Origin of the sequence: Massilia rubra (assembly GCF_011682065.1) — a bacterium.
Classification (GTDB): Bacteria; Pseudomonadota; Gammaproteobacteria; order Burkholderiales; family Burkholderiaceae_D; genus Telluria_A; species Telluria_A rubra.
Map to the genome: position 1 here is coordinate 13,806 of NZ_VUYU01000011.1, position 18,646 is coordinate 32,451.

Below are 18,646 nucleotides of genomic sequence, written 5' to 3' on the forward strand. Positions count from 1 at the left end.
CTGACTGGTGCCCCAACATATGAGGGCTGACACCTGAAGGGGTGCAAATGTCTAATAAGTACCAAGTTCCGCATTACGGTCGACTTGCGCCAACCACGCTTTGGCGCAGCGGCAGAATTAGTGACGTTGACGTAGTGACGCTGGCTGAAGCGGCTGCTATGGCGACCCAGCACGCAGGCACTGCCATTACGGAAGCTGACTTTCTTCGATCAGCAGGCCGTGGGGAGATAATGTTGCGCGCAGTAGTGCATGTGGCGGCGGTTATGGTGGCTTGTAGAGGGGATGAGCCTCCCGCTAAAATCGAATTACATAGTATTCCGACGTTGCCGCTTTCGGCATGCCAAATGCTGGCGAATGTCGGCCATGCGGCTTGGCGCCATTTAGACGGTCATGAAAGCACGAAAATATCCATGGGCGAGCTGTGGCGCTTTAAGCGCTTTGAGCTGCACGAGGAAGATGCAGCCATTGAGACAGCTATTGGAGATTGTCGAGTAACCGGATACGACGTTCACGCTTTGGCGGATGCATATCTCGTGGATCGCGAGACAGAAAAGCGCCCGGCAGCGGATATCTCTACGAGCAGCGCAGTGCAAGATAAACGAGAGACAGTCGCGAATAACGATGAGTTGTGCGCATTATCGGAAGACGTTCACAATGGAGGCGCGTTAGATTGGGCATACTGGGTCGCGCGGAAAACGATCACGCCGATGGAAGCCGCGAAACTGACCTATTGCATTGATCCGATTGAGTGGCCTGGGAACGGAGATGCACAAGGCTCGTTCACTGCTGAATTGCAAAAAAAAATTGTAAAGTGTGCTGCTCTCTTGGGGGATATCCAAATTGACTGGTCACTTCCCGCGTTGTGTGCCTACTTGGGGATTGAAGACGCTCCCTATAGGATGAGAATTGCAGCTCAATCCGAACAGGACAGGCTAGCCAAATTTGCGCAAGCGCCCGTACCGCCGCGTCGTTCGATCACGCCGCCCCCCCCACCCCCAACAAGACTCGACACGTCGCGCGGGCCGGTCGTTGGACCAATCAAATATGAAATTACCCTTCCAGATTGGACGCGGTGGAGTCGCTTGGACATCGTTCGGTTGTGGGAGGCAAGCTGTCTGCTTGCAGACATTGAACCGCCGCTTGCAGATGGCGCGGTAATTTGGGCAGAATACCAAACGGTTGGACTGTCACCCGCGTTTCATGAAGCATGGGAAATTATCAACGCTGACTCCACATTTTCCAAGCTGGAAATTCTCCCATACTCAGGTCGTATGCTCTGGAATGTTGATTTGGCAGGCTTCGCAGATTGGGCGATAGGAAAAGGGTTCAATGTCCCTGCAGGCCTGCGCATGATCGCCGCCCGGCGGTCCGTCAAGCTTGCAGTTGGACGCGCGCCCGAAGCGGGCACACAGGCGCCGCAGCCTGCCCCCTTAACGCATAAGCTCCGCATAAACTCTCTCGATGCACCAATTGATAAGGCTATTGGCTTGGCCGGTAGCCACAAAACCGCAGCCGTGTTTCTTGAGTTGAGGGCGCTTGCTCTTAATGAAGAAAAGCCGTTTACGGGAATCATCGAGGGGGACTCGCTCTGCTACACAACTGACGATGGACGACCCGATGGATTGACCAAAAATGCACTTGAGCACCGCCTGCGGCAACGAAGAAGGGCATCGGGTAGGAGCGGGTAAGCGCGCATAAGCGCGGGCTAAAGCGGGTAGGCGCGGCGCGTAGCAGATAACCGCATGTTGCGATATTCAATAGGAACCTCTTAAACGAAAGGGGTTCCAAAATGTCCACCGCTCAAAAATTTTCATCTCTCGAAACCGAGACCCGCAGCCATGTTGATACGGCATGCGCTGCATTCCACCTAACGCGCTCTTGCCAAACGTTGCGTTCGTGGTCGTGCTTCCAAAACGGCCCCATCCGGCCGACCCGCATCAATCGCCGCCTGGCATGGCCGGTAGCTGAAATCAAGCGCCTGCTGAACGGGGGCGCCAATGCTTAAGCCCCAAAAGAAAAACGCCTCACAAGGAGGCGATGAAATCACGCAGCTGGCGGGCGGTGTGAAAGCGAAAAAGAAAGACTTCTTCTGCGGCGTCAAGCATATCAGCAAACTGCGCCGCGAGCTACAGGGTGCAGGGCTGGCGTTGCGCGACACGAGCGGTCGCACCCAATGCGAAACGCTGTTGCGCGTGCTCCAGTACCTGGGGCCGCGCGGCATCAATACGCCGGAGGGTGTCGGCTGCGGCTTCTACAGGATCGCCACCCGCGTACAGGAACTTGAGGAGCGTGGCTGGCTTATCGCGTCATACCGTGAGCGCATTGTCGGGGCTGACGGCCTGGCCCATCGCGGCATCGCACGCTACACGCTGCTTGGTCGTGCCGCTGACCGAGCTCCAGCTCCGCAAGGCGTGCTCGATTTGGGGGCGCCACAATGATTTTCCTGACTGTCAAGAACTGGGACACCTTCCAGCACTACGGCAAGCGCAATCCCCCGTGGATCAAGTTGCACCGCGCCTTGCTCGATGATTACAGCTTCTGCGCCTTGCCTGATATTTCAAAAGCGCACCTCATGCTGGTTTGGCTCTACGCCAGCCAGCACAACGGGCGCGTGCCGCAAGACCCGGCCTTTCTCGAAAAAAAACTGTCGTGCGAAAACCTGAATCTCGATGCGCTTATCGCTAGTGGGTTTTTGATCCGCTTGCACGGTGCTAGCGAGGTGCAAGCATGATGCAAGCAACTGATGCAAGCAACTTGCTACTCTCAGAAGAGTACGCTAGCAGCTTAGTCTATTCTCAGAAGAGAAGAGAAGAGATAAAGCCTTTACCCCGCCCGAGCCATGACGAGGGGGCTTTTACCCTCCGGCCATATCAAGCTGAAGCGGTGCAAAACCTTCGCGCCGCCTTGGCGAGGAAGGTTTTAAGGCTGATGCTCAATTCCCCCACTGGCTCCGGGAAAACAGAGGTAGGCATGGCGCTGGTAAAGGGGGCAAGGGCAAAGCACCGCCGCGTCGCTTTCTTGTGCAACCGCGTGCATCTGGTCGAGCAGACCTCGCGCCGCTTTACAAAGGCCGGGATTTCGCACGGGATTATCCAGGGCGAGAACACGACCCGCGTTTATGAACCGGTGCTGGTAGCGTCGATTCAAACGATCGCCAAACGCGGCCTGCCGGCAGTCGATGTGATCCTGATCGATGAAGCGCATACGGTAGCCGGTTCTGCCGAGTACCGCGCCGTCATCATTGAAGCAGCGGCGCGCAACGTCCCTGTTATCGGTCTGTCGGCCACGCCCTACGCTAAAGGGCTGGGCAAGCATTACGACGAGCTGGCCGGGGCGCTGTTTCAAGAAATGATCGTGGCGGCGACTATCCCCGAACTGATCGAGGGCGGCTTTCTGGTCGACTGCGAGGTGTACGCGCCGAGCGAACCGGACATGTCAGGCATCAAGCAGGCGCGCAACGCGTTTGGTGACATGGACTACACAGATGCGGACGTAGGGCGTGCTGCCGATAAGCCGGAGCTTGTGGGCGATATCGTCACGCACTGGCAACGTCTTGCAGCGGGCACGGCGACCGTTTGCTTTGCGGCGAATATAGCGCACTCGAAACACATCGTTGAAAGCTTCCAGGCGGCAGGCGTCAGCGCTGAACACGTAGACTGCTACACGTCGCCGGAGGACCGCCGCGCCATCCTGGGGCGCATCGAAACCGGCGAGACGCTGATTGTGTCGAATGTCGGCATCTTGGCCGAGGGTTGGGACTTCCCCGCTTGTCGTACCTTGATCCTTGCGCGGCCTACCCGTTCGCTAATTCGCTATATCCAGATGGCCGGCCGGGTGCTGCGCCCGCACGCATCCAAGGTACGGGCGCTGATTCTTGACCATTCGGGAACAGTGAGCCGGCTGGGCTTCCCTACGGATGAATTTCCGCTGGAGCTGGACGACGGTACGCCGAAACCCGCAAGCAGCACGACGGATGACGCGGCCCGCGAAGCAGCTTTGCCGAAAGCCTGCCCGACATGCGCGTACATGACGACCGCGCATAAATGCCCGATTTGCGGCCATGCCCGTGTGAAGAAAAGCGGCGTTGAAGTCCAGGCCGGCGAGCTAGTGCTGGTCCAGAAGAAGCAAAAGCCAACAAAAATCGACAAGCAGGCGTTCTACTCGCAGCTAATCAGCGTCGCGACGAAGAAGGGCTACCAAGCGGGGTGGATTTCGAACCAGTATCGAAACTACTTCGGAGTGTGGCCGAAAGGACTGGACCAAACGCCTGCCGAACCGACCGCCGAATTTGTCGGGTACATGAAGCACTTGCAAATCAGGTTCGCCAAAGCGAAAGGGGCGAGCCATGCAAACGACTAAACCGCGCACAGCAGAAGAGGCCATCGGCCGGTGGCCGGGCATTCTCCAGGCACTCGGCATTGACCCGGCGTTTCTGACGAAGAAGCACGGCCCCTGCCCGATGTGTGGAGGGAAAGACCGTTTCCGTTTCGATGACAAGGAAGGCCGGGGGACATGGTTTTGCTCCGGCTGCGGTTCCGGCGACGGTTTCCGCCTGCTACAGCAGATCAAGGGAATGGCGTTCAAGGAGGCCGCGCAGGAAATTGACCGGATCATCGGTACGGTTCCGACCGGTCCTATCGCAGCGCAACGCACAGACGCAAGCAAGATCGAGGCATTGACGAACGTTTGGAAGGCGAGCCGGCCAGTCACGCGCAACGATCCGGTTGGCCTGTATCTGCATCGCCGCCTGGGCATTGAGCAGGCGTCGGGCGATCTTCGCTACCACCCCGCGCTGCGGTACACCGATACGGACGGGACCGACCTGGGGCGCTTTCCGGCAATGCTGGCCCGCATGCGCTACCCGGATGGCTCGGGCGCGTCTATCCACCGCACCTACCTTACCGAAAGCGGAGAAAAGGCGCTGGTCCCGCAGGCAAAAAAGATCATGGCGGGAAAGCCGCTTAATACGGCCGCTGTGAGGCTCGGACAAGCGTCAAGCCGCCTTGGTATTGCCGAGGGCATAGAAAGCGCCCTAGGGGCCGCAAAACGCTTTGGCGTGCCTGTTTGGGCCGCAACGAATGCCGTGCTGCTGGAATCATGGGTGCCACCGGCAGGAGTCGAAAGCGTTCTGATCGCTGGCGACAACGACGCCGGGTCGTCCTGGGCCGGCCAGGCTGCGGCGTTTGCATTGGCAAAGCGTTTGGTTCGAGAGGGATACGCAGTGGAAGTGCAGATTCCTAGCGACGCCGGGAAGGATTGGGCCGACGAATGAAAGTATCCCGTGACTTCCTACTTGACTTCGCCTATCTCGCCAACCTGTACGCGTGGACCCCCGCTGACATCGAGGAAGTGAAGGCACAGACCCGCGCAAACCCCGAGCCAATGCGGCAATACTGGGCCCTTTTAGCGGCAGCGCACCGGGCCGGCTACAAGCAGGAGAAGGCCAACAATTATGAGCGATTGGGGGCGTGGATACAGAGGGCGCCAGAGTTCGCGGACCAATACGCCCGCGCACGCGAGGGGGTTTCCGCCGACTTCGCGCGCGTACGCGAGGCGGCGGCCACCACATTAAGCGACCAGTACGCATGCGCGCACGCGAGGCGCACATGAGGGCGGACGCGTTACTGGACCTGATTGCAAAACTAGAAGATTGCGATGTTGATGCCGCCGCAAAGGTGGCGTTCCGAAAGATGATCGTCAGTGTGGGGGCGATGCACAACATTAGCTGCCTAAAGCAAGAGCAACGCGTGGACTTTGCACGGAATTTACTGCGGCTGAGAGAACAGCGCACAGTTGTTCGGGACCGGCTCATAGCGCAATTTCAGGTCAGCGAATCGCAAGCGAACCGCGATATTTCTACTGCCCTTGTGTCGCATCTCCAACCCACGCAAAAACGCTAACTTTTTGGCGGTAAATAGAGCTGTAATAGAGACTTGCAAATGAAAGGATCACCAAAATGAAAGTTGTGTATTTCCCTGATGAAAATAGCTCCCGCGCGCAAACTGCGGTAGGTGCAATGTTCGCCTCCCCACAAAACAAGTGGGTGAATCTGCTTGACCTGATTGCTACGATTGAGTCCGGCGAGACGGTCGAGATTCGGCCCGCATCCGAAGCTGAAATTAAGCGGGCAGATGCCTACGTGGCGCTGCATCAAATCGGAGTAATGCTGGGCGAAAAACTCGACGCTATTCTGGAGGGTGAGCCGTTAGAGGATGTTGTGAGAAAGACTACGGCCGTGCGCGATGCGATAGAGTCTATCGACGTAGAGTTGCCCGGCATTGTCAACTTCACGAAGGGCTAATCATGGGACTCCTCGATATGTTCAATGACCCGCAGACGGCCGGGTTGCTCGGTGCGGCCGCTCAAATTATGGAACGCTCCGGCGACACTAGCCGCCCATACAGCGCTGCTCAGGCATTCGGCACGGGCATCAATAGCTATATGCAGATCAACAATTCCATGCGCGCGCGCAAGCTCCAGGAGGAACAGGAGGCACAGGAAGCCGAGCGCCGCGCGCTGCAATTACAGCAGATGCAGGGCGATATGCAGATGAAACAAAAGCTGCTTGATCGTGAAGACCGCATTCGCACACGTTTGACTGAAGGAGCGCCGGCGCAGCCAGCACAGCAGGCGCCCGCTGATTACGGCTTTGCCAGTGCCGCACCAGGCGCTGGGCCGATGTCGCCAAAAACCGGCGGCCCGGACTGGATGCGACAATTTCAGGCGAGCAACGGCGCCGGTGCGCCTCCAGCGCAGCCGCAGCCGGCCATGCGGGCCCCTGGAAGCGACAAGCAAAGCGCGGTCGCGTATCTGACCCGCGTGGCACAAGTGCGCACGGAGGAAGGCGACATCGACGGGGCCAACAAAGCGTGGGAGCACGTCGCTAAACTCAGTCCTGAGGTGAGCAAGATCGAAGCCGGCACGCAGAATGGCCGGCCGATCAGCGTCATCACGTTCAAGGACGGCCAGCAAAAAGTAAGCGAATTTGGCCTGGCGCCGAACATGACCGAGGTGGACCTGGGCGACCACAAGCGTTTCGTTGACAAGAACGCCGTCAGCAATGGCCAAGAGTACACGGTCAACCAGTCGGCAAATTCCAAGGCCGAGGACCGGCGCGCCGCCGCCAGCCGCGCGCAATCGGCCAGCCAGTTCGGCGCGCGCCTGTCGTTCGACAAGCAGCAGGTCGAAGGCACTGGCCCGGACGCATCCGAGGCAATGATCGACGCCATCGGCACCGGCAAGATGGCGCCGCCGTCTGGCTACGCGCTGCGCAATCCGAAGATGCTCAACATGATGGAGCGCGTCGCGCAGAAGTACCCGGACTTCGACGCCACCGAGTATGACGGCAAGAAGCGCGCAATGCGGGACTTCACCACCGGCCGCCAGGGCGATTCAATCCGCTCGTTTGCCGTGGCGTCGGACCACTTGGGGCAACTGAAAAACCTGATCACGGAGCTGGGCAACGGCAACACGCCGCTGGTCAACAAGTACAGCAACATCGTCGCGCAGCAGACCGGCAGCGCGGCGCCAACCAACTTCGACGCCGCCAAGGGCATCGTAGCAAAAGAGGTGCTGAAATCCATCGTCGCCGGCGGCGGTGGCGTGGAGGAGCGCCAGGAGCTTGCGCACCTGCTTGACAACGCCAAGACGACGAAGCAGCTCAACGGCGTGGTCGACACGTACCTGCACCTGATGGCTGCGCAAAAGAGCGGCTTGGAGCGCCAGTACGAACTATCCACCGGGCGCAAGGACGCAAAGACGCGCTTTAATTACAAGGCCGAGGCCGAGAGCGGACCGGTGGCGCCATCGGCGCAGCCTGTCCGCACCTACAATCCTAAAACTGGGAAAATCGAATAATGGGCCAGATCATTAATGTACCGAACCAGGGCCGGGTAGAGTTCCCGGACGGTATGAGCGATGCGGAAATTGTCGCCGCGATCAAGAAGAATGCGCTGTCTTACCCAGCGCCGGCAGCGGCAAAGCCGAAGGGCTTTGGCGAGCAGCTCAACGACTTTGTGGCGAGCGTGCCGCGCCAGGTTGGCCTGGCCGCGCGCTACGGCATCGAGGGGCTGGGAGGCACGTTTGATGCCTTCGTCGGCAATCCGGTTCGGACCCTTGCAAGCCCGATCTTAGGTAATAAGCCGAGGGCGGATACTGGCGCTGCGCTGGCAAACGTTATTGGCCTCCCCAGTCCGGCGAATGCTCAAGAGCGTGTTGTTGGCGACGCGGCGCGCATGGTTGCTGGCTCTGCCGGCATCATCGGCGCCGCAGGCAAAACGGCTGCATTCACAAACGGCACTACGCAAGCAGTAGCGCGCAACCTGGCAGCCGCGCCCGTAAAGCAACTTGCTTCCGGCGCGGCCGCAGGGGGCGCAGGCGGATATACGCGCGAAACTGGCGGCAATGAGGGGTCTCAGTTGATCGCATCCTTGGCTGCCGGGGTGGCGACGCCATTTGCCGTTGGTGGCGTCCAGCGCGCGGCGGCGGGCATTGGCAACCGCTTGCGTCCTGCCGGCCCGCCGGCATCACCACAGCAGCAGCAAATGCAAATCGACATCACGATCAACAGCGCGCTGGAGCAAAACGGGATCAAGCTGGGCGACCTGCCGGCGCAAGTAGCGCAAAGCATTCGCCAGGACGTGGCCAAGGCCTACAAAATCAGCCCTGACCTGTCGCCCGATGCGGTGCGTCGCCTGGCCGACTACCGCCTGACTGGCACCACCCCGACCGCCGCCGGCCTGACGTTGGACCCGGCTATCGTGACGCGGCAAAAGAACCTCGCAAAGGTCGGCATCAACAGCAGGGACCCGGTGGCTCAGCAGCTTGGGCAGACGGAGCGCGCTAACGACCGGCAGTTGACGACTGGGCTAAATGGCTTGGGCGCCAACACTATTGATGATGCTCTGGCGGGCGGCAATAAGATTATGAGCGCGCTGGAAGCGCGCAATGCCCGCGCCAAGGCGTTAATTGACCAGCGCTACGCTGGCGCGCGCGGTGCAGATGGGCGCAGCGCCGCACTTGACCCGTACGCGTTCACCCAGCGCGCCAGCGACCTGCTTGACGACGCACTACTGGGAGGCAAGCTGCCTACGGACGTGCGCAATTTGCTAAACAAAGCCGCGAATGGGGAAATGCCGTTGACGGTTGACGTGGCCGAGCAGTTCAAGACCCGAATCGGAGACCTCCAGCGCTCGACAATCGACAAGGCCGAGCAAAAGGCGCTTGGCATGGTCCGCACTGCGCTGGACGATACGCCACTGCTTCCGGGTCAGCAGATTGGCCAGGAGGCCATGGATGCTTTCGGTCGTGCGCGCTCGCTGAATAGCAAGTGGATGGGTATCGTAGAAAAAACGCCTGCACTTCAAGCTGTGCGCGAAGGAATCGAACCTGACAAGTTCGTGGAAAAGTTCATTGTCGGCAGCGGCGGCAATGCCAATGTCATGGATGTGAACATGCTGCGGAACTCGATCCGGAAAAGCCCCGAGGCATTGAGCGCGGTGCGCGAGCAGATCACTTCGTTCCTCAAAACTAAGGCGCTCAATGGCGCAAATGACGAAGTTGGTAATTTCAGCCAGTCGGCCTACAACAAGGCGCTTTTGCAGATTGGGGATCGCAAGCTCAAGCTTTTCTTCGCCCCAGAGCAGGTTGCGCAAATGAAGGCCATCGGCCGGGTGGCCAGCTATGAGCAGTTCCAGCCAACCGGCGCTGCGGTGAATAAGTCCAACACCGCATCGGCCGGCGCCGCCATGCTCCTTGACCGCATTGCAGACCTGCCGTTCCTGTCGAGAGTCCCATTCGGCCAGCAGATGATCGCTCAGCCGCTGCAAAACATCTCACTGGGCATTCAGTCCAATCGTGCGATGAATGCGCCGCTGAACATCGCCGGGCCGGCCAAGGCGCCAGCGCAGTTGCGCGCGCGCGGCCTGATGCTGTCGCCGGCCGCGCTCATGGGGGTGGAAGGGGAGGAGGATCGACAGCGCCGGCTACTCGCCGCGCCGCCCCGCTAGCCAGGCGTTGATGATGAAGGCCAATGCCGCGCCAAGCTGAATTGGATCGTAAGACATATTTACCCCTGTGTAGTTTCCCCATTATAGGCCACCTCCGGGTGGCCTTTTCATCGTGGGGCAGGGCATCCTCAAGCCTTAAACAAAGGCCGGGAATGGGCGAAAGATGAAGCGGCGCGGTGCATCAGGCTGGTCGCGCGGCCAGGCCGCAACGATCCCCAGGCAGGTTTAAATAAGCTAGGAAAACTGGCCCGGCCCTTCTACGGCTTCACGATCCGCATCACCGTCGCGCGTGAAACATCATACCGCCGGGCCAGGGCGCTGATGGATACAGCCTGCTCCCTATGCTGGCTGATCATTTGGGCGCGCTGCGCGTCGGTTGTGCTGGCTGGGCGGCCAAGTGTGGCGCCCTCAGCCTTTGCACGTGCAAGGCCGGATTGGGTGCGCTCCACCAGCAAGTCCCGCTCCATCTCAGCAACGGCCGCGAGCATCGTCAGCATCAACTTGCCGGCCGGCGAGGTCAGGTCAAGTTTGCCAAGCTGCAAAACGACCACCTCGATCTTGCGGGCCGCTAGTGCCTTGATCGTGGCGCCAACGTCCTGAGCGTCGCGCCCCAGCCGGTCGAGCTTTGACACTACCAGCGTTTCCCCATCGCGGATTTGGCCCAACAGCGCTTTGAACTGCGGGCGCAGGGATGCCGACACCTTGCCGCTCACGCCCTCATCACTGAACCAGTAGTCGACCTTGTATCCGGCGCCCTCAATCTCCATGCGCTGATTCGCAGTGGTCTGGTCCTTGGTGCTGACGCGGCTGTAAGCGAAAGTTGCCATTTGTTTCTCTCGTGAAAGTTGAGTAGGGAAGTGTGTTCAATAACGCCTTAACTATATATGAACATGTTCAAAATAGCGATAGCTATTTTATGGGCATACTTTTGTGTTGATCCGCGTGCATGTTCATATACGGTCGTTTTTGAACATCAAATAGCTGTCCGTCCACGATGCTTCATGATAATGTTTTGGTTTTGACAGGTCGGACATCAGTCGTGGAAACTAAGAAGACCAATAAGCAACTTTTTTATAAGCAAGCCCAGTTCGCCAAGCCATCATCCGTCCCGCTGCAGCACCTGCTGCACCGCGCGATCAAAAAACTTAGCGTGCTCCAACGCAAAGAGCACATTTTCGAGGCAACCTTGACTGACGGGGGCATGCCCGAGGCCTCGATGCGATTGATTAATTCTGCCCGTGCCGATGCCGGGTTTCAATTGGGCACGTTGATACAGTTTTCCCCGGGTGCTAACCACTTGGTCATGTCGCAAGCAGTCAATGAGGCAGCAGATGAACTCGACGTGTCAAAGTTGCCTGCGCCGGAGGGAAAGCACTTCATCGACTCCCCCCTCTACTTCGCAGTGCGGGACAACCATGTAGTGTTCATCCAAAGTCGAAGTCTTCGGTCAGAAGCATTTGAGAGTCACTTAAATTGGCTGCTCAAGCAATCTGGCGCAATGGCTAAGGACCAGCGGGTAGTGTTGACGGACGTTATTCCGCAGGACATCCGTAAAAAACTGCAAGATAAGCCGATCAAACGGGTCTTACTACGTGCGCCGTTTTTCGAAACCCAAGGAAATGCTGAGGAAATCGTTGGCAGTCGAGCCACGCGCGCAGCGAAGGCTGGAGTAGGTCTTGGGCTCAAGATTGTGAAAGCTTTGATGTCGCCCGAAAAATTTCAGGCACTCAAGGTTGACCAGATGACCGAGCTCAACAATGTACAGCTCAATCTTGAGGTTAAGGTTGCCGGAAAGCATAAAGCTAAGAGTGCCGTGAATGAAAATGATATGATGCGCACTCTCCTGCAGGCTCTGGGACAGGTGGAGAACATTGACTTTGTTCAGGTTGAGATCGAGGGTGCAGGCACTAAAAAAGGCAACCAGCTGAGAGTACGCGAACATGTTTCGATTGAGAGCGTGGACGGCATTCTGACCACTGCCGGCGCGTACCACGCTCTGGTAGGATGGCTTGAAAGCTTGATTGACAAGGGCCACATAAGCGCTCAAGATTGACAAATGAAGCTTTTAACTACCCTTCTTGGAGCCGGTGTTGCCTGGTGCACTTATCGTTTCGCCCCAGATGTATTCCCACAGCTAATTGCAGCACCTGGCTTCGCCGCGACTTTTTCCGGATTAGGTGTTGCATTGGCTGGCGGCTGGACCGCTGTTCTTACAAAGTTGAACGCTCTGGACAAGCTAGACGACCTCCCTCAAGGCGGAGCCGAGCGGGTAAGCGGCTACGGTGCGGCGTCACGCAATTTCTCGGTCGCGCAAATTGTTGTGCATTTCGCGATGTCAGTACTTTGTTTGGCTTCAATCTATATTGCCAACATTCCAGCTGGGCAACCCGCGATGCGTCCTGCAATCGGTTATGTTTTGTGTGTAGCGCTCGGATATTGGCTGGGCAGTTTCCGCGAATCTTGGGCGTGCTTTAAATCCGTCGATGAGACACGTAGATCGCTAATTCAGGCGCAGGCTGCAACGAAACAGCGCGTGGCTTACCTTGCCCAACTTCGAAAAGACATCACCGAAAAACCGATCGATATGCACGACCGGCATCTTCTCGGCTACACATCTGACTCGAAATAATCAAGTGCGGTTGGGGAGGCTGCTCATCTCGCATGAGGCGGCGGTCGCCGGAGCCCGGCTCTCGCTGCAACCTCCGGCTTCATGGAAATTTGGGAGTCAAATTTCGTCTTCGTCTTTGCGCCACGGTCGCGCCCGCCTGCTGACTTCCGCATTCACATCCGCCATGACCTGAGCTGTGATGATGCTCCGCCCCTTAAGCGCGGCGCCGCTGCCGGTTCAGATCGACCGTGGAACGTCGAGCACATCGCCCGGTATTTGAAGCGGTCGGCCGACACCGTCCGGCGCGAAGTAGTCGTGCACACCACGTTCCCAAGTCGATCCGCCTGCCAGGCTCGCCGCGCGGCCAGGAGCTCTACAAGGCCCGGGAGGTGGTGGCCTGGACGAAGCGCCTGGCGTCATAATTTTGCCGTGATATCGTTGGCGCCAGGGCAAGCACCTTCTCGCCGTCGCTGGCATCCGGCGCCAGGGTGCGCGTGGCGAATGTCGGCCGGGCCGGCGCCGCCGTCACGCAGGAGCGGTACACCGGCACCTTGACCTCTTGCACGCGCGGCGGCGCGCTGGCGCAACCGGACGTCAACACGATAGCGATGACCAGCAGCAGGCCGGCCAAGAGTGAGTATCCATGCGGGTTCTGAGCGTTTTTACCCCTGCTAGCAGGCCAGCACCGGAATCTGCGCAAAAATTGCGAAAAATCGAAATTTCGAAATTTCGAAAGTTTCATCGGGTAGCCTCCAAGATCAGGTTGACGGCCGGCATGGCCTCGTCGCAGGTGGTGGCGCGCGCGCCGGCGACCCGGGCCAGCGCCGCGTCGAAGCGCTTGCCGGCGGCGACGGCCTGCTGCTGGGCGGCCTGGCCGCGCACGCCGGCCTCGCGCGTGGCATCCGCCAGAGCGGTGACAGCGGCGTTCTGGCGCTCCACCGCTGCCGCACATGCGGCGCTCTTGGCGCGCTCGGCGGCCAGCTCCACCCGGGCGGCGTCACGGTCGCGCGCGGCGAGGTACCAACCGCCACCGCTCCACGCGCCCACCACCAGCAGGGCCGCCAGCAGGATCACGGCGGCGACCTTCCAGATACCGCCCGTGACGCCAGCGGCCAGCGTGCCCAAGGCGCTCATTGGGCCGCCACGCACTGTTATCTCGGTTGCTGGGGGGCGTAAGTGTTGATAAATCGTAAATTTACTCCTTTAAGACTCTGCCCATGAATTGTGTATGGAACAAGTTTGATGGGGTACGAGGCAGGAGCCTTTCTGCGGCAGTACAGTGCGGCATGTTTATAGGCCCTTACTACATGATATTGGACGTCGACAAGGCAACGTACGCCCTGGAGCCAGGGGAGCCCGGAGACTACATCTATGAAATCGCTGGTCGCGTCATTGGCCTTAATGAGGCTTGTCGCCGGGTAGTGGCGGGTAGGTTCAAAGCGATCTATGTCGATGTGCTGGCTGCGGAGGCGGCATGTATCTCGACCGTCGACCTATTCGACGCCAACGCAACTACCCTGGAATATTTCTACGCGATCTATGACAGCGACGGCAGCCAGTTCGCGGGCGCGCTTACGCGTTTGCTCGGCGATGAGCCTTATTGGGGAAATATTCTGATAATCGACAGACTTGAAATTCTCCCAAAATTCAGAGCTCACAATCTCGGCCTTGTGGCCATGCGCCGCATAATCGAGCGATTCCGGCCAGGCGCTGAGATAGTCGCAATAAAGCCATTCCCCCTACAGAATGAGGCTTTCATTGGCAACGACGCTGCTTGGCGCGCCCGCCTTGATCTACCGAACTTCAAAGGAAATCAAGCACGCGCGGTGGCAAAGCTGCGCCGCCATTATGCCAAGCTGGGCTTTAAGCGGCTGCGAGACACGGAGTTCATGTTTCTGTTTGGGGGCGCGATTTTGCCGGGCATCGCGGGCCTGGAGAAGTAGCCGTGCGGCTATTTTTTCTTGGGGGCGATTCCTGCTCTCTTGGCCGCGTCACCCGACACTACCAATTGAAGCGTGCCATCGAGGCGCTTGACGACAGTCGACAGTAGCTGTTCGGTGGGGATGGATGCGAGGTCAATTTGCGGCTCCAGTGCCGCCATCACCATGGCGACTATTTCGGAATTAACGCTACGTCCATTTTTCTTTGCATGAGCTTCGAGGCGTTCGCGCAGCGCGGGCGCCATACGAAGGGGGAAGGGGGTTGTTTGGCTCGGTGCAGGCATGTGCGCGATTGTCCCCCACAGCGTCAGTTCCATCAAAGAGTCTTCTTGACTCTGAGTCTATTAGATTCTATATTGAGTGTAATCAATTTCCATGAGGGATGAAAAATGGCCAGTCAGCCAGCAGGGTATCCGTTGCGTATGCCGTCTGAGCTACGAGAGTGGTTTAGCGCAGAAGCGACGAAAAACGGGCGGTCCTTGAACAGCGAGCTGGTCCATTGCTTAACAGAGATTCGGGCACGCAGTACCCCGCCAGCCGCCGCAACGCAGCAGTTGGGCACCTAAGGCCGCGTCAACAGATGAAAGGAGTGTAATCGACGAAATGAAAGCCAGATGTGACAAGGGCCAACTGTAGGAGGTCGGCCCTTGAAAGTACACCGCCTAGTGGAGCTAGGCAAGTTGGGCCATAAATGTATCAGCATTTTTTGGCCTGTTGGATTAGTGCATCTTGGAGAAACACATGAACATAACGAACATTAAAGTAGACAACGAAAAATGTCAATCGCCCCTGTCCACCACCGCCAAATTGCACACGCTGCAATCACAGATGGCGGCAAGCCATTTCGGGGAAGATCATCCTTGGCGAATGGCGCTCAGCGAAATTATAGAGGGCGCAAGCGATGCCACTGCGCTCGAAGGCCATGTTGATTCGTTGCACAAACCGTTTTCGTGGCTGCCCGCAAGCCTAGCGGGGAATGCCGACGCTGATAATGACACGGATGCCCTGGACGCATTTCGAGGTATCACAACTTGCCTCCAATTGATTGAAATGAGTAATCTGGATAGAGAAATGGCCGACCCATCTCCTGTCTTAAATATGTGCGACACAGGAAATTTGATGCGGCTTGCGATTTTGGTTGCTACGGAGTGGGGGAATAAGGCTGAACGACGCATAAGCAAGCGTACGGCCGACGCGCGTGCTGGGGGTGCAAAATGAACCTTTCAGAAAATCTGAACTTTGGAAGCGCAGACAGGGCGCCGTATCAACTCACCCATTTGTTGCGTCAGATGCCGGCTGACTTTTCCGCCCATCGACCGCTTGCCCTGATGGATCGTGCTACAGCAGAAGCGGCGGCACAGCACGCTAGAAATGCTAATGACACGTTAATGCACGGGCTGGCCGCGCTCGGCCACGTGATGATGTTAGCCGGCCTCAATGAAGATGGGCAAGCGGCTTCGAGCCATTTGGCACGAATGGGCGACCTCATCACGCATCTGGCCGTCGAAGCCGAGGCAATGCAGGAACTGGACTTGTCGATTAGTAATGCGCTTAAAGCGCAACCGCGCAGCGATGGTGATACCCAATGTTGGGTGCCCGCCTTGCCCGGCCAGCTACCGCCGCCGGAGCAAACGGTGATCGGCTGGCATACCGAGTTGGAGAGCCCGGTTGTCATTTTTTATGATAGCAGTGGATTTGGTGAGGCGTGCTGGCGGGTCTGCGCTGACGGAGGGCAATTCCCCCTCGCCGCAGTGACACACTGGCGCCCATGCCAGCAACCACAGGGCTAATGTTGCAAGGGTTTCTGAACGCGCAAGAAACGTGAAAGCCGTTGCGAATCAAGTGGTTGTGGCAGGGCGTGGAATGCCGGCGTCGCAGGTTTCTGAACGGATCGGCGGCGAGCGCACGCCGGCGCGAGCACTCCAGCTTGGCCGGCCTGGTCCGGCGGCTCCGAGGTAACAAGTAACGCGCGTGCGCGCGTAAGGAGCCGGGTTCTACTTCTTGTCGTGACAGCTGGTCGCCTGTGGAGTGCGGTCGCGCCGGAAGTGGCCACGGTGGGTTGCCTTCACCATCGGCATTGGCACAGTGCCGAAAAGTGCCCGCAGCATAGTGGGGCGCTTGTCCTGACTGGATAGCGCAGCGATGATGCGCTTTCCCGGCCGTTCGCCCGGCTTCTTGCCGACCGCTTTCCTGCTGGCGCAGCTGTGCCTGTTGCAGCTGGTGTGCCTGTGGCGCGCGCCGCCGGCCTTTGCGTCTTGTTGGCCGTGGCCGGCGGCGTCAACTGGCAGCGCGGCACCTGGTCCTTTACACGCCATCGGCGACGCCGTGCGCGCAGCGGCAGGCACCAGTGCGCTGCTGGCGGTGGCCGGCGTGGACGCCCTGCTGCTGGCTCGCCTGACCCTGGCCACCGCTGCCGGCGTGCTGCTGCTGGCGGTCGGCCTGCTGGCGCAGCTTTCACTGGCGGGGCGTCAAGGGTCGCATTTGAAATGCAACCCTCAGAAGGTCGTCGCGCTGCTGGCAATCGGCCTTGGTATCGGCGCCCACCTGCGCCTGCGGGTCCCGGTCGGCACCTCCGGCCAGGCCGTAGACCCGCCTTGAATGGGTGCGTCCCTGTTCGCGCTCGCTGAGGCTGGCCGCGCCGAGCGTGTCGTCAGCCTCGATCCGAAGTCAGGCGCCTGGCTAGCAGGGCGAAAAAGCTGTCGAAAAATACGGATCAATACGGCCAACACCGCGACCTCCGCATTTATTGAAACGGGTTACACAGCGGTTACATGGCGTGACAACGTGAGCCAGAAAACAAAAAGCCCAACTCAATGGTTGGGCTATGTGCTTGATTTCAAACGCAAACGATGGGGTGGCTGATGGGGCTCGAACCCACGACAACAGGAATCACAATCCTGGACTCTACCAACTGAGCTACAGCCACCATCGAATCTGCATTTTGTTCAGATGCTTCCTGAACAGAAAAAGATTATACAAACATCTGAGCGAACTGGCAAATCAAAATGCGTGGAATGCTAAATATTTTCAAATCAGCACTTCACGAACGGGCGGGGCGATGCCCAGCAGGTTGGCAAACGCCCGCGACAGCGCGGGTGCCCCGGCGCTGGTAAAGCTTTGCAGCGTGGCGGACGATGGCGCCAGCCCCGCAGTCCCGGACTCGCCCACTGCCGGCAGGATGGCACTGGCCACGTTGCCATGCGCCTCCAAATTGGACGCTTCCACGCCGCACGTATCCACGCCGGACGCATCCACATCGGACGCTGCCACGCCGGACGCATCCACATCGGACGCTGCCACGCCGGACGTTTCAACGCCCGGATTGAGCAATCCCGCAGTCCCCAGCAAGCGCGCCAGGTGGCGCGCCACCGCATCGCCCGTGTCGATCAGCACGATCTCGCGTGAGGTTGCCTGTGCAATCACCTCGCCCAGCATCGCCAGCACGAACGGGTAGTGCGTGCAGCCCAGCACCAGCGTATCGGCGCCTTGGTCCAGCAGCGGCGTCGCATAGCGCTCCAGCAGCGCGCGGATGGCGGGCGAACCCAGGTCGCCCAGCTCGATCTGGTCGACCAGCCCCGGACAGCCTTGCAGCAAAAACTGCGCGTGGCTGCTTGCACTGACCTGGTCGCGCAGCAGCAGGAACTTGGCGCCGGCGACGGTCACGCTGGTCGCCAGCACGCCAACCTTGCCGTTGCGCGTGGCCGCCGCCGCCGGCTTGAGGCCCGGCTCTACCCCGACGATGGGCATGTCGGGATAGTGCGCGCGCAATACCTTGATGGCGGCCACCGTCGCCGTATTGCAGGCCACCACCAGCGCCTTGGCGCCGTTGGCGACCAGAAAAGCCGCTACCGCCAGCGAGCGTTCGGCCACCACGCTTTCCGGCTTGTCGCCGTACGGCGCAAAACCGGAATCGGCGAAGTACAGCAAACGCTCATGCGGCAGCTGCGCGCGAATATGGCGCAGGACCGACAAGCCACCCACGCCGGAATCGAACACGCCGATCGGCGCGGTCGCCGACGCGGTAGCCGACGCGGTAGCCGGCGCCGTGGCCACCATGGAGACGCTCGCGTTTTTCACTTCGTCGTCACTCG

23 protein-coding genes and 1 tRNA gene are annotated in these 18,646 nt (G+C 59.1%); 18 read left to right on the plus strand and 6 right to left on the minus strand.

The genetic code is table 11. From position 1 onward, the window contains the following. Positions 1-230 precede the first annotated feature (230 nt). The 10 genes from F0185_RS17460 to F0185_RS17505 all read left to right on the plus strand — a co-directional run bounded on the left by F0185_RS17460 (position 231) and on the right by F0185_RS17505 (position 10,007). Positions 231-1,688 (plus strand): hypothetical protein, encoded by a 1,458-nt coding sequence (locus tag F0185_RS17460; protein WP_167226526.1) that lies wholly within the window; start codon positions 231-233, stop codon positions 1,686-1,688. A 309-nt stretch (positions 1,689-1,997) separates the two neighbouring features. After that, positions 1,998-2,438, plus strand: a complete 441-nt coding sequence (locus tag F0185_RS17465) for a helix-turn-helix domain-containing protein (RefSeq protein WP_167226528.1) — start codon at positions 1,998-2,000, stop codon at positions 2,436-2,438. Then, positions 2,435-2,731 (plus strand): hypothetical protein, encoded by a 297-nt coding sequence (locus tag F0185_RS17470; RefSeq protein ID WP_167226530.1) that lies wholly within the window; start codon positions 2,435-2,437, stop codon positions 2,729-2,731. The genes F0185_RS17465 and F0185_RS17470 overlap by 4 nt, the downstream gene beginning before the upstream one ends. Next, positions 2,728-4,359: a DEAD/DEAH box helicase gene (locus tag F0185_RS17475; RefSeq protein WP_223164528.1), complete on the plus strand. Its 1,632-nt coding sequence runs from the start codon at positions 2,728-2,730 to the stop codon at positions 4,357-4,359. Before F0185_RS17470 ends, F0185_RS17475 begins: the two co-directional genes overlap by 4 nt. Next, a complete protein-coding gene (locus F0185_RS17480; RefSeq protein WP_167226532.1) occupies positions 4,346-5,272 on the plus strand; it encodes a DUF7146 domain-containing protein in 927 nt (308 codons plus the stop codon). The genes F0185_RS17475 and F0185_RS17480 overlap by 14 nt, the downstream gene beginning before the upstream one ends. Further along, a complete protein-coding gene (locus F0185_RS17485) occupies positions 5,269-5,610 on the plus strand; it encodes a hypothetical protein (RefSeq protein WP_167226534.1) in 342 nt (113 codons plus the stop codon). The genes F0185_RS17480 and F0185_RS17485 overlap by 4 nt, the downstream gene beginning before the upstream one ends. Further along, positions 5,607-5,900, plus strand: a complete 294-nt coding sequence (locus tag F0185_RS17490) for a hypothetical protein (RefSeq protein ID WP_167226535.1) — start codon at positions 5,607-5,609, stop codon at positions 5,898-5,900. The genes F0185_RS17485 and F0185_RS17490 overlap by 4 nt, the downstream gene beginning before the upstream one ends. 56 nt (positions 5,901-5,956) lie before the next feature. After that, positions 5,957-6,301 carry a hypothetical protein gene (locus tag F0185_RS17495; RefSeq protein WP_167226537.1) on the plus strand — a complete coding sequence of 115 codons (345 nt, stop codon included), beginning with the start codon at positions 5,957-5,959 and terminating at the stop codon, positions 6,299-6,301. 2 nt (positions 6,302-6,303) lie between these two features. Continuing rightward, complete coding sequence (locus tag F0185_RS17500) at positions 6,304-7,857, plus strand: hypothetical protein (protein WP_167226539.1); 1,554 nt, start codon at positions 6,304-6,306, stop codon at positions 7,855-7,857. After that, a complete protein-coding gene (locus F0185_RS17505; protein WP_167226541.1) occupies positions 7,857-10,007 on the plus strand; it encodes a hypothetical protein in 2,151 nt (716 codons plus the stop codon). Before F0185_RS17500 ends, F0185_RS17505 begins: the two co-directional genes overlap by 1 nt. A 257-nt stretch (positions 10,008-10,264) precedes the next feature. Here the strand turns inward: F0185_RS17505 and F0185_RS17510 are convergent, their stop codons facing one another. Beyond that, positions 10,265-10,834, minus strand: coding sequence for a recombinase family protein (locus tag F0185_RS17510; protein WP_167226543.1), 570 nt, complete (start codon positions 10,832-10,834; stop codon positions 10,265-10,267). A 212-nt stretch (positions 10,835-11,046) separates the two neighbouring features. Here F0185_RS17510 and F0185_RS17515 point away from each other — a divergent pair, with 212 nt between their 5' ends. Further along, positions 11,047-12,060 carry a hypothetical protein gene (locus F0185_RS17515; protein ID WP_167226545.1) on the plus strand — a complete coding sequence of 338 codons (1,014 nt, stop codon included), beginning with the start codon at positions 11,047-11,049 and terminating at the stop codon, positions 12,058-12,060. Positions 12,061-12,063: 3 nt separating this feature from the next. Then, positions 12,064-12,636 (plus strand): hypothetical protein, encoded by a 573-nt coding sequence (locus F0185_RS17520; protein WP_167226546.1) that lies wholly within the window; start codon positions 12,064-12,066, stop codon positions 12,634-12,636. Positions 12,637-12,988: 352 nt separating this feature from the next. On the opposite strand, the gene F0185_RS17525 is transcribed toward F0185_RS17520, so the two are convergent. Both F0185_RS17525 and F0185_RS17530 read right to left on the minus strand, forming a co-directional pair. Then, positions 12,989-13,246, minus strand: coding sequence for a hypothetical protein (locus F0185_RS17525; protein ID WP_167226548.1), 258 nt, complete (start codon positions 13,244-13,246; stop codon positions 12,989-12,991). A 107-nt stretch (positions 13,247-13,353) separates the two neighbouring features. Further along, entirely contained in the window at positions 13,354-13,764 is a 411-nt protein-coding gene (locus tag F0185_RS17530; protein ID WP_370664027.1) for a hypothetical protein, read from the minus strand. Between the two features lie 158 nt (positions 13,765-13,922). Here F0185_RS17530 and F0185_RS17535 point away from each other — a divergent pair, with 158 nt between their 5' ends. Next, positions 13,923-14,558, plus strand: coding sequence for a hypothetical protein (locus F0185_RS17535; RefSeq protein WP_167226550.1), 636 nt, complete (start codon positions 13,923-13,925; stop codon positions 14,556-14,558). Positions 14,559-14,566: 8 nt separating this feature from the next. Here the strand turns inward: F0185_RS17535 and F0185_RS17540 are convergent, their stop codons facing one another. After that, positions 14,567-14,872: an Arc family DNA-binding protein gene (locus F0185_RS17540; protein ID WP_166892119.1), complete on the minus strand. Its 306-nt coding sequence runs from the start codon at positions 14,870-14,872 to the stop codon at positions 14,567-14,569. Positions 14,873-14,977: 105 nt separating this feature from the next. On the opposite strand from F0185_RS17540, the gene F0185_RS35475 reads away from it, so the two are divergent. From F0185_RS35475 to F0185_RS17565, 5 genes are all read left to right on the plus strand, one after another. After that, entirely contained in the window at positions 14,978-15,121 is a 144-nt protein-coding gene (locus tag F0185_RS35475) for an Arc family DNA-binding protein (RefSeq protein ID WP_370664033.1), read from the plus strand. Between the two features lie 175 nt (positions 15,122-15,296). Next, positions 15,297-15,773, plus strand: a complete 477-nt coding sequence (locus F0185_RS17550; RefSeq protein WP_167226552.1) for a hypothetical protein — start codon at positions 15,297-15,299, stop codon at positions 15,771-15,773. Then, a complete protein-coding gene (locus tag F0185_RS17555; RefSeq protein ID WP_167226554.1) occupies positions 15,770-16,345 on the plus strand; it encodes a hypothetical protein in 576 nt (191 codons plus the stop codon). Before F0185_RS17550 ends, F0185_RS17555 begins: the two co-directional genes overlap by 4 nt. Before the next feature lie 352 nt (positions 16,346-16,697). Then, positions 16,698-17,153, plus strand: a complete 456-nt coding sequence (locus F0185_RS17560) for a hypothetical protein (RefSeq protein ID WP_167226556.1) — start codon at positions 16,698-16,700, stop codon at positions 17,151-17,153. After that, positions 17,154-17,417: a hypothetical protein gene (locus F0185_RS17565; protein ID WP_167226558.1), complete on the plus strand. Its 264-nt coding sequence runs from the start codon at positions 17,154-17,156 to the stop codon at positions 17,415-17,417. Here the strand turns inward: F0185_RS17565 and F0185_RS17570 are convergent. Next, a tRNA-His gene (locus tag F0185_RS17570) sits at positions 17,406-17,481 on the minus strand. The two genes, F0185_RS17565 and F0185_RS17570, sit on opposite strands and share 12 nt — an antisense overlap. Before the next feature lie 101 nt (positions 17,482-17,582). Beyond that, complete coding sequence (gene murI, locus F0185_RS17575; protein ID WP_167226791.1) at positions 17,583-18,611, minus strand: glutamate racemase; 1,029 nt, start codon at positions 18,609-18,611, stop codon at positions 17,583-17,585. Positions 18,612-18,646: the final 35 nt, after the last annotated feature.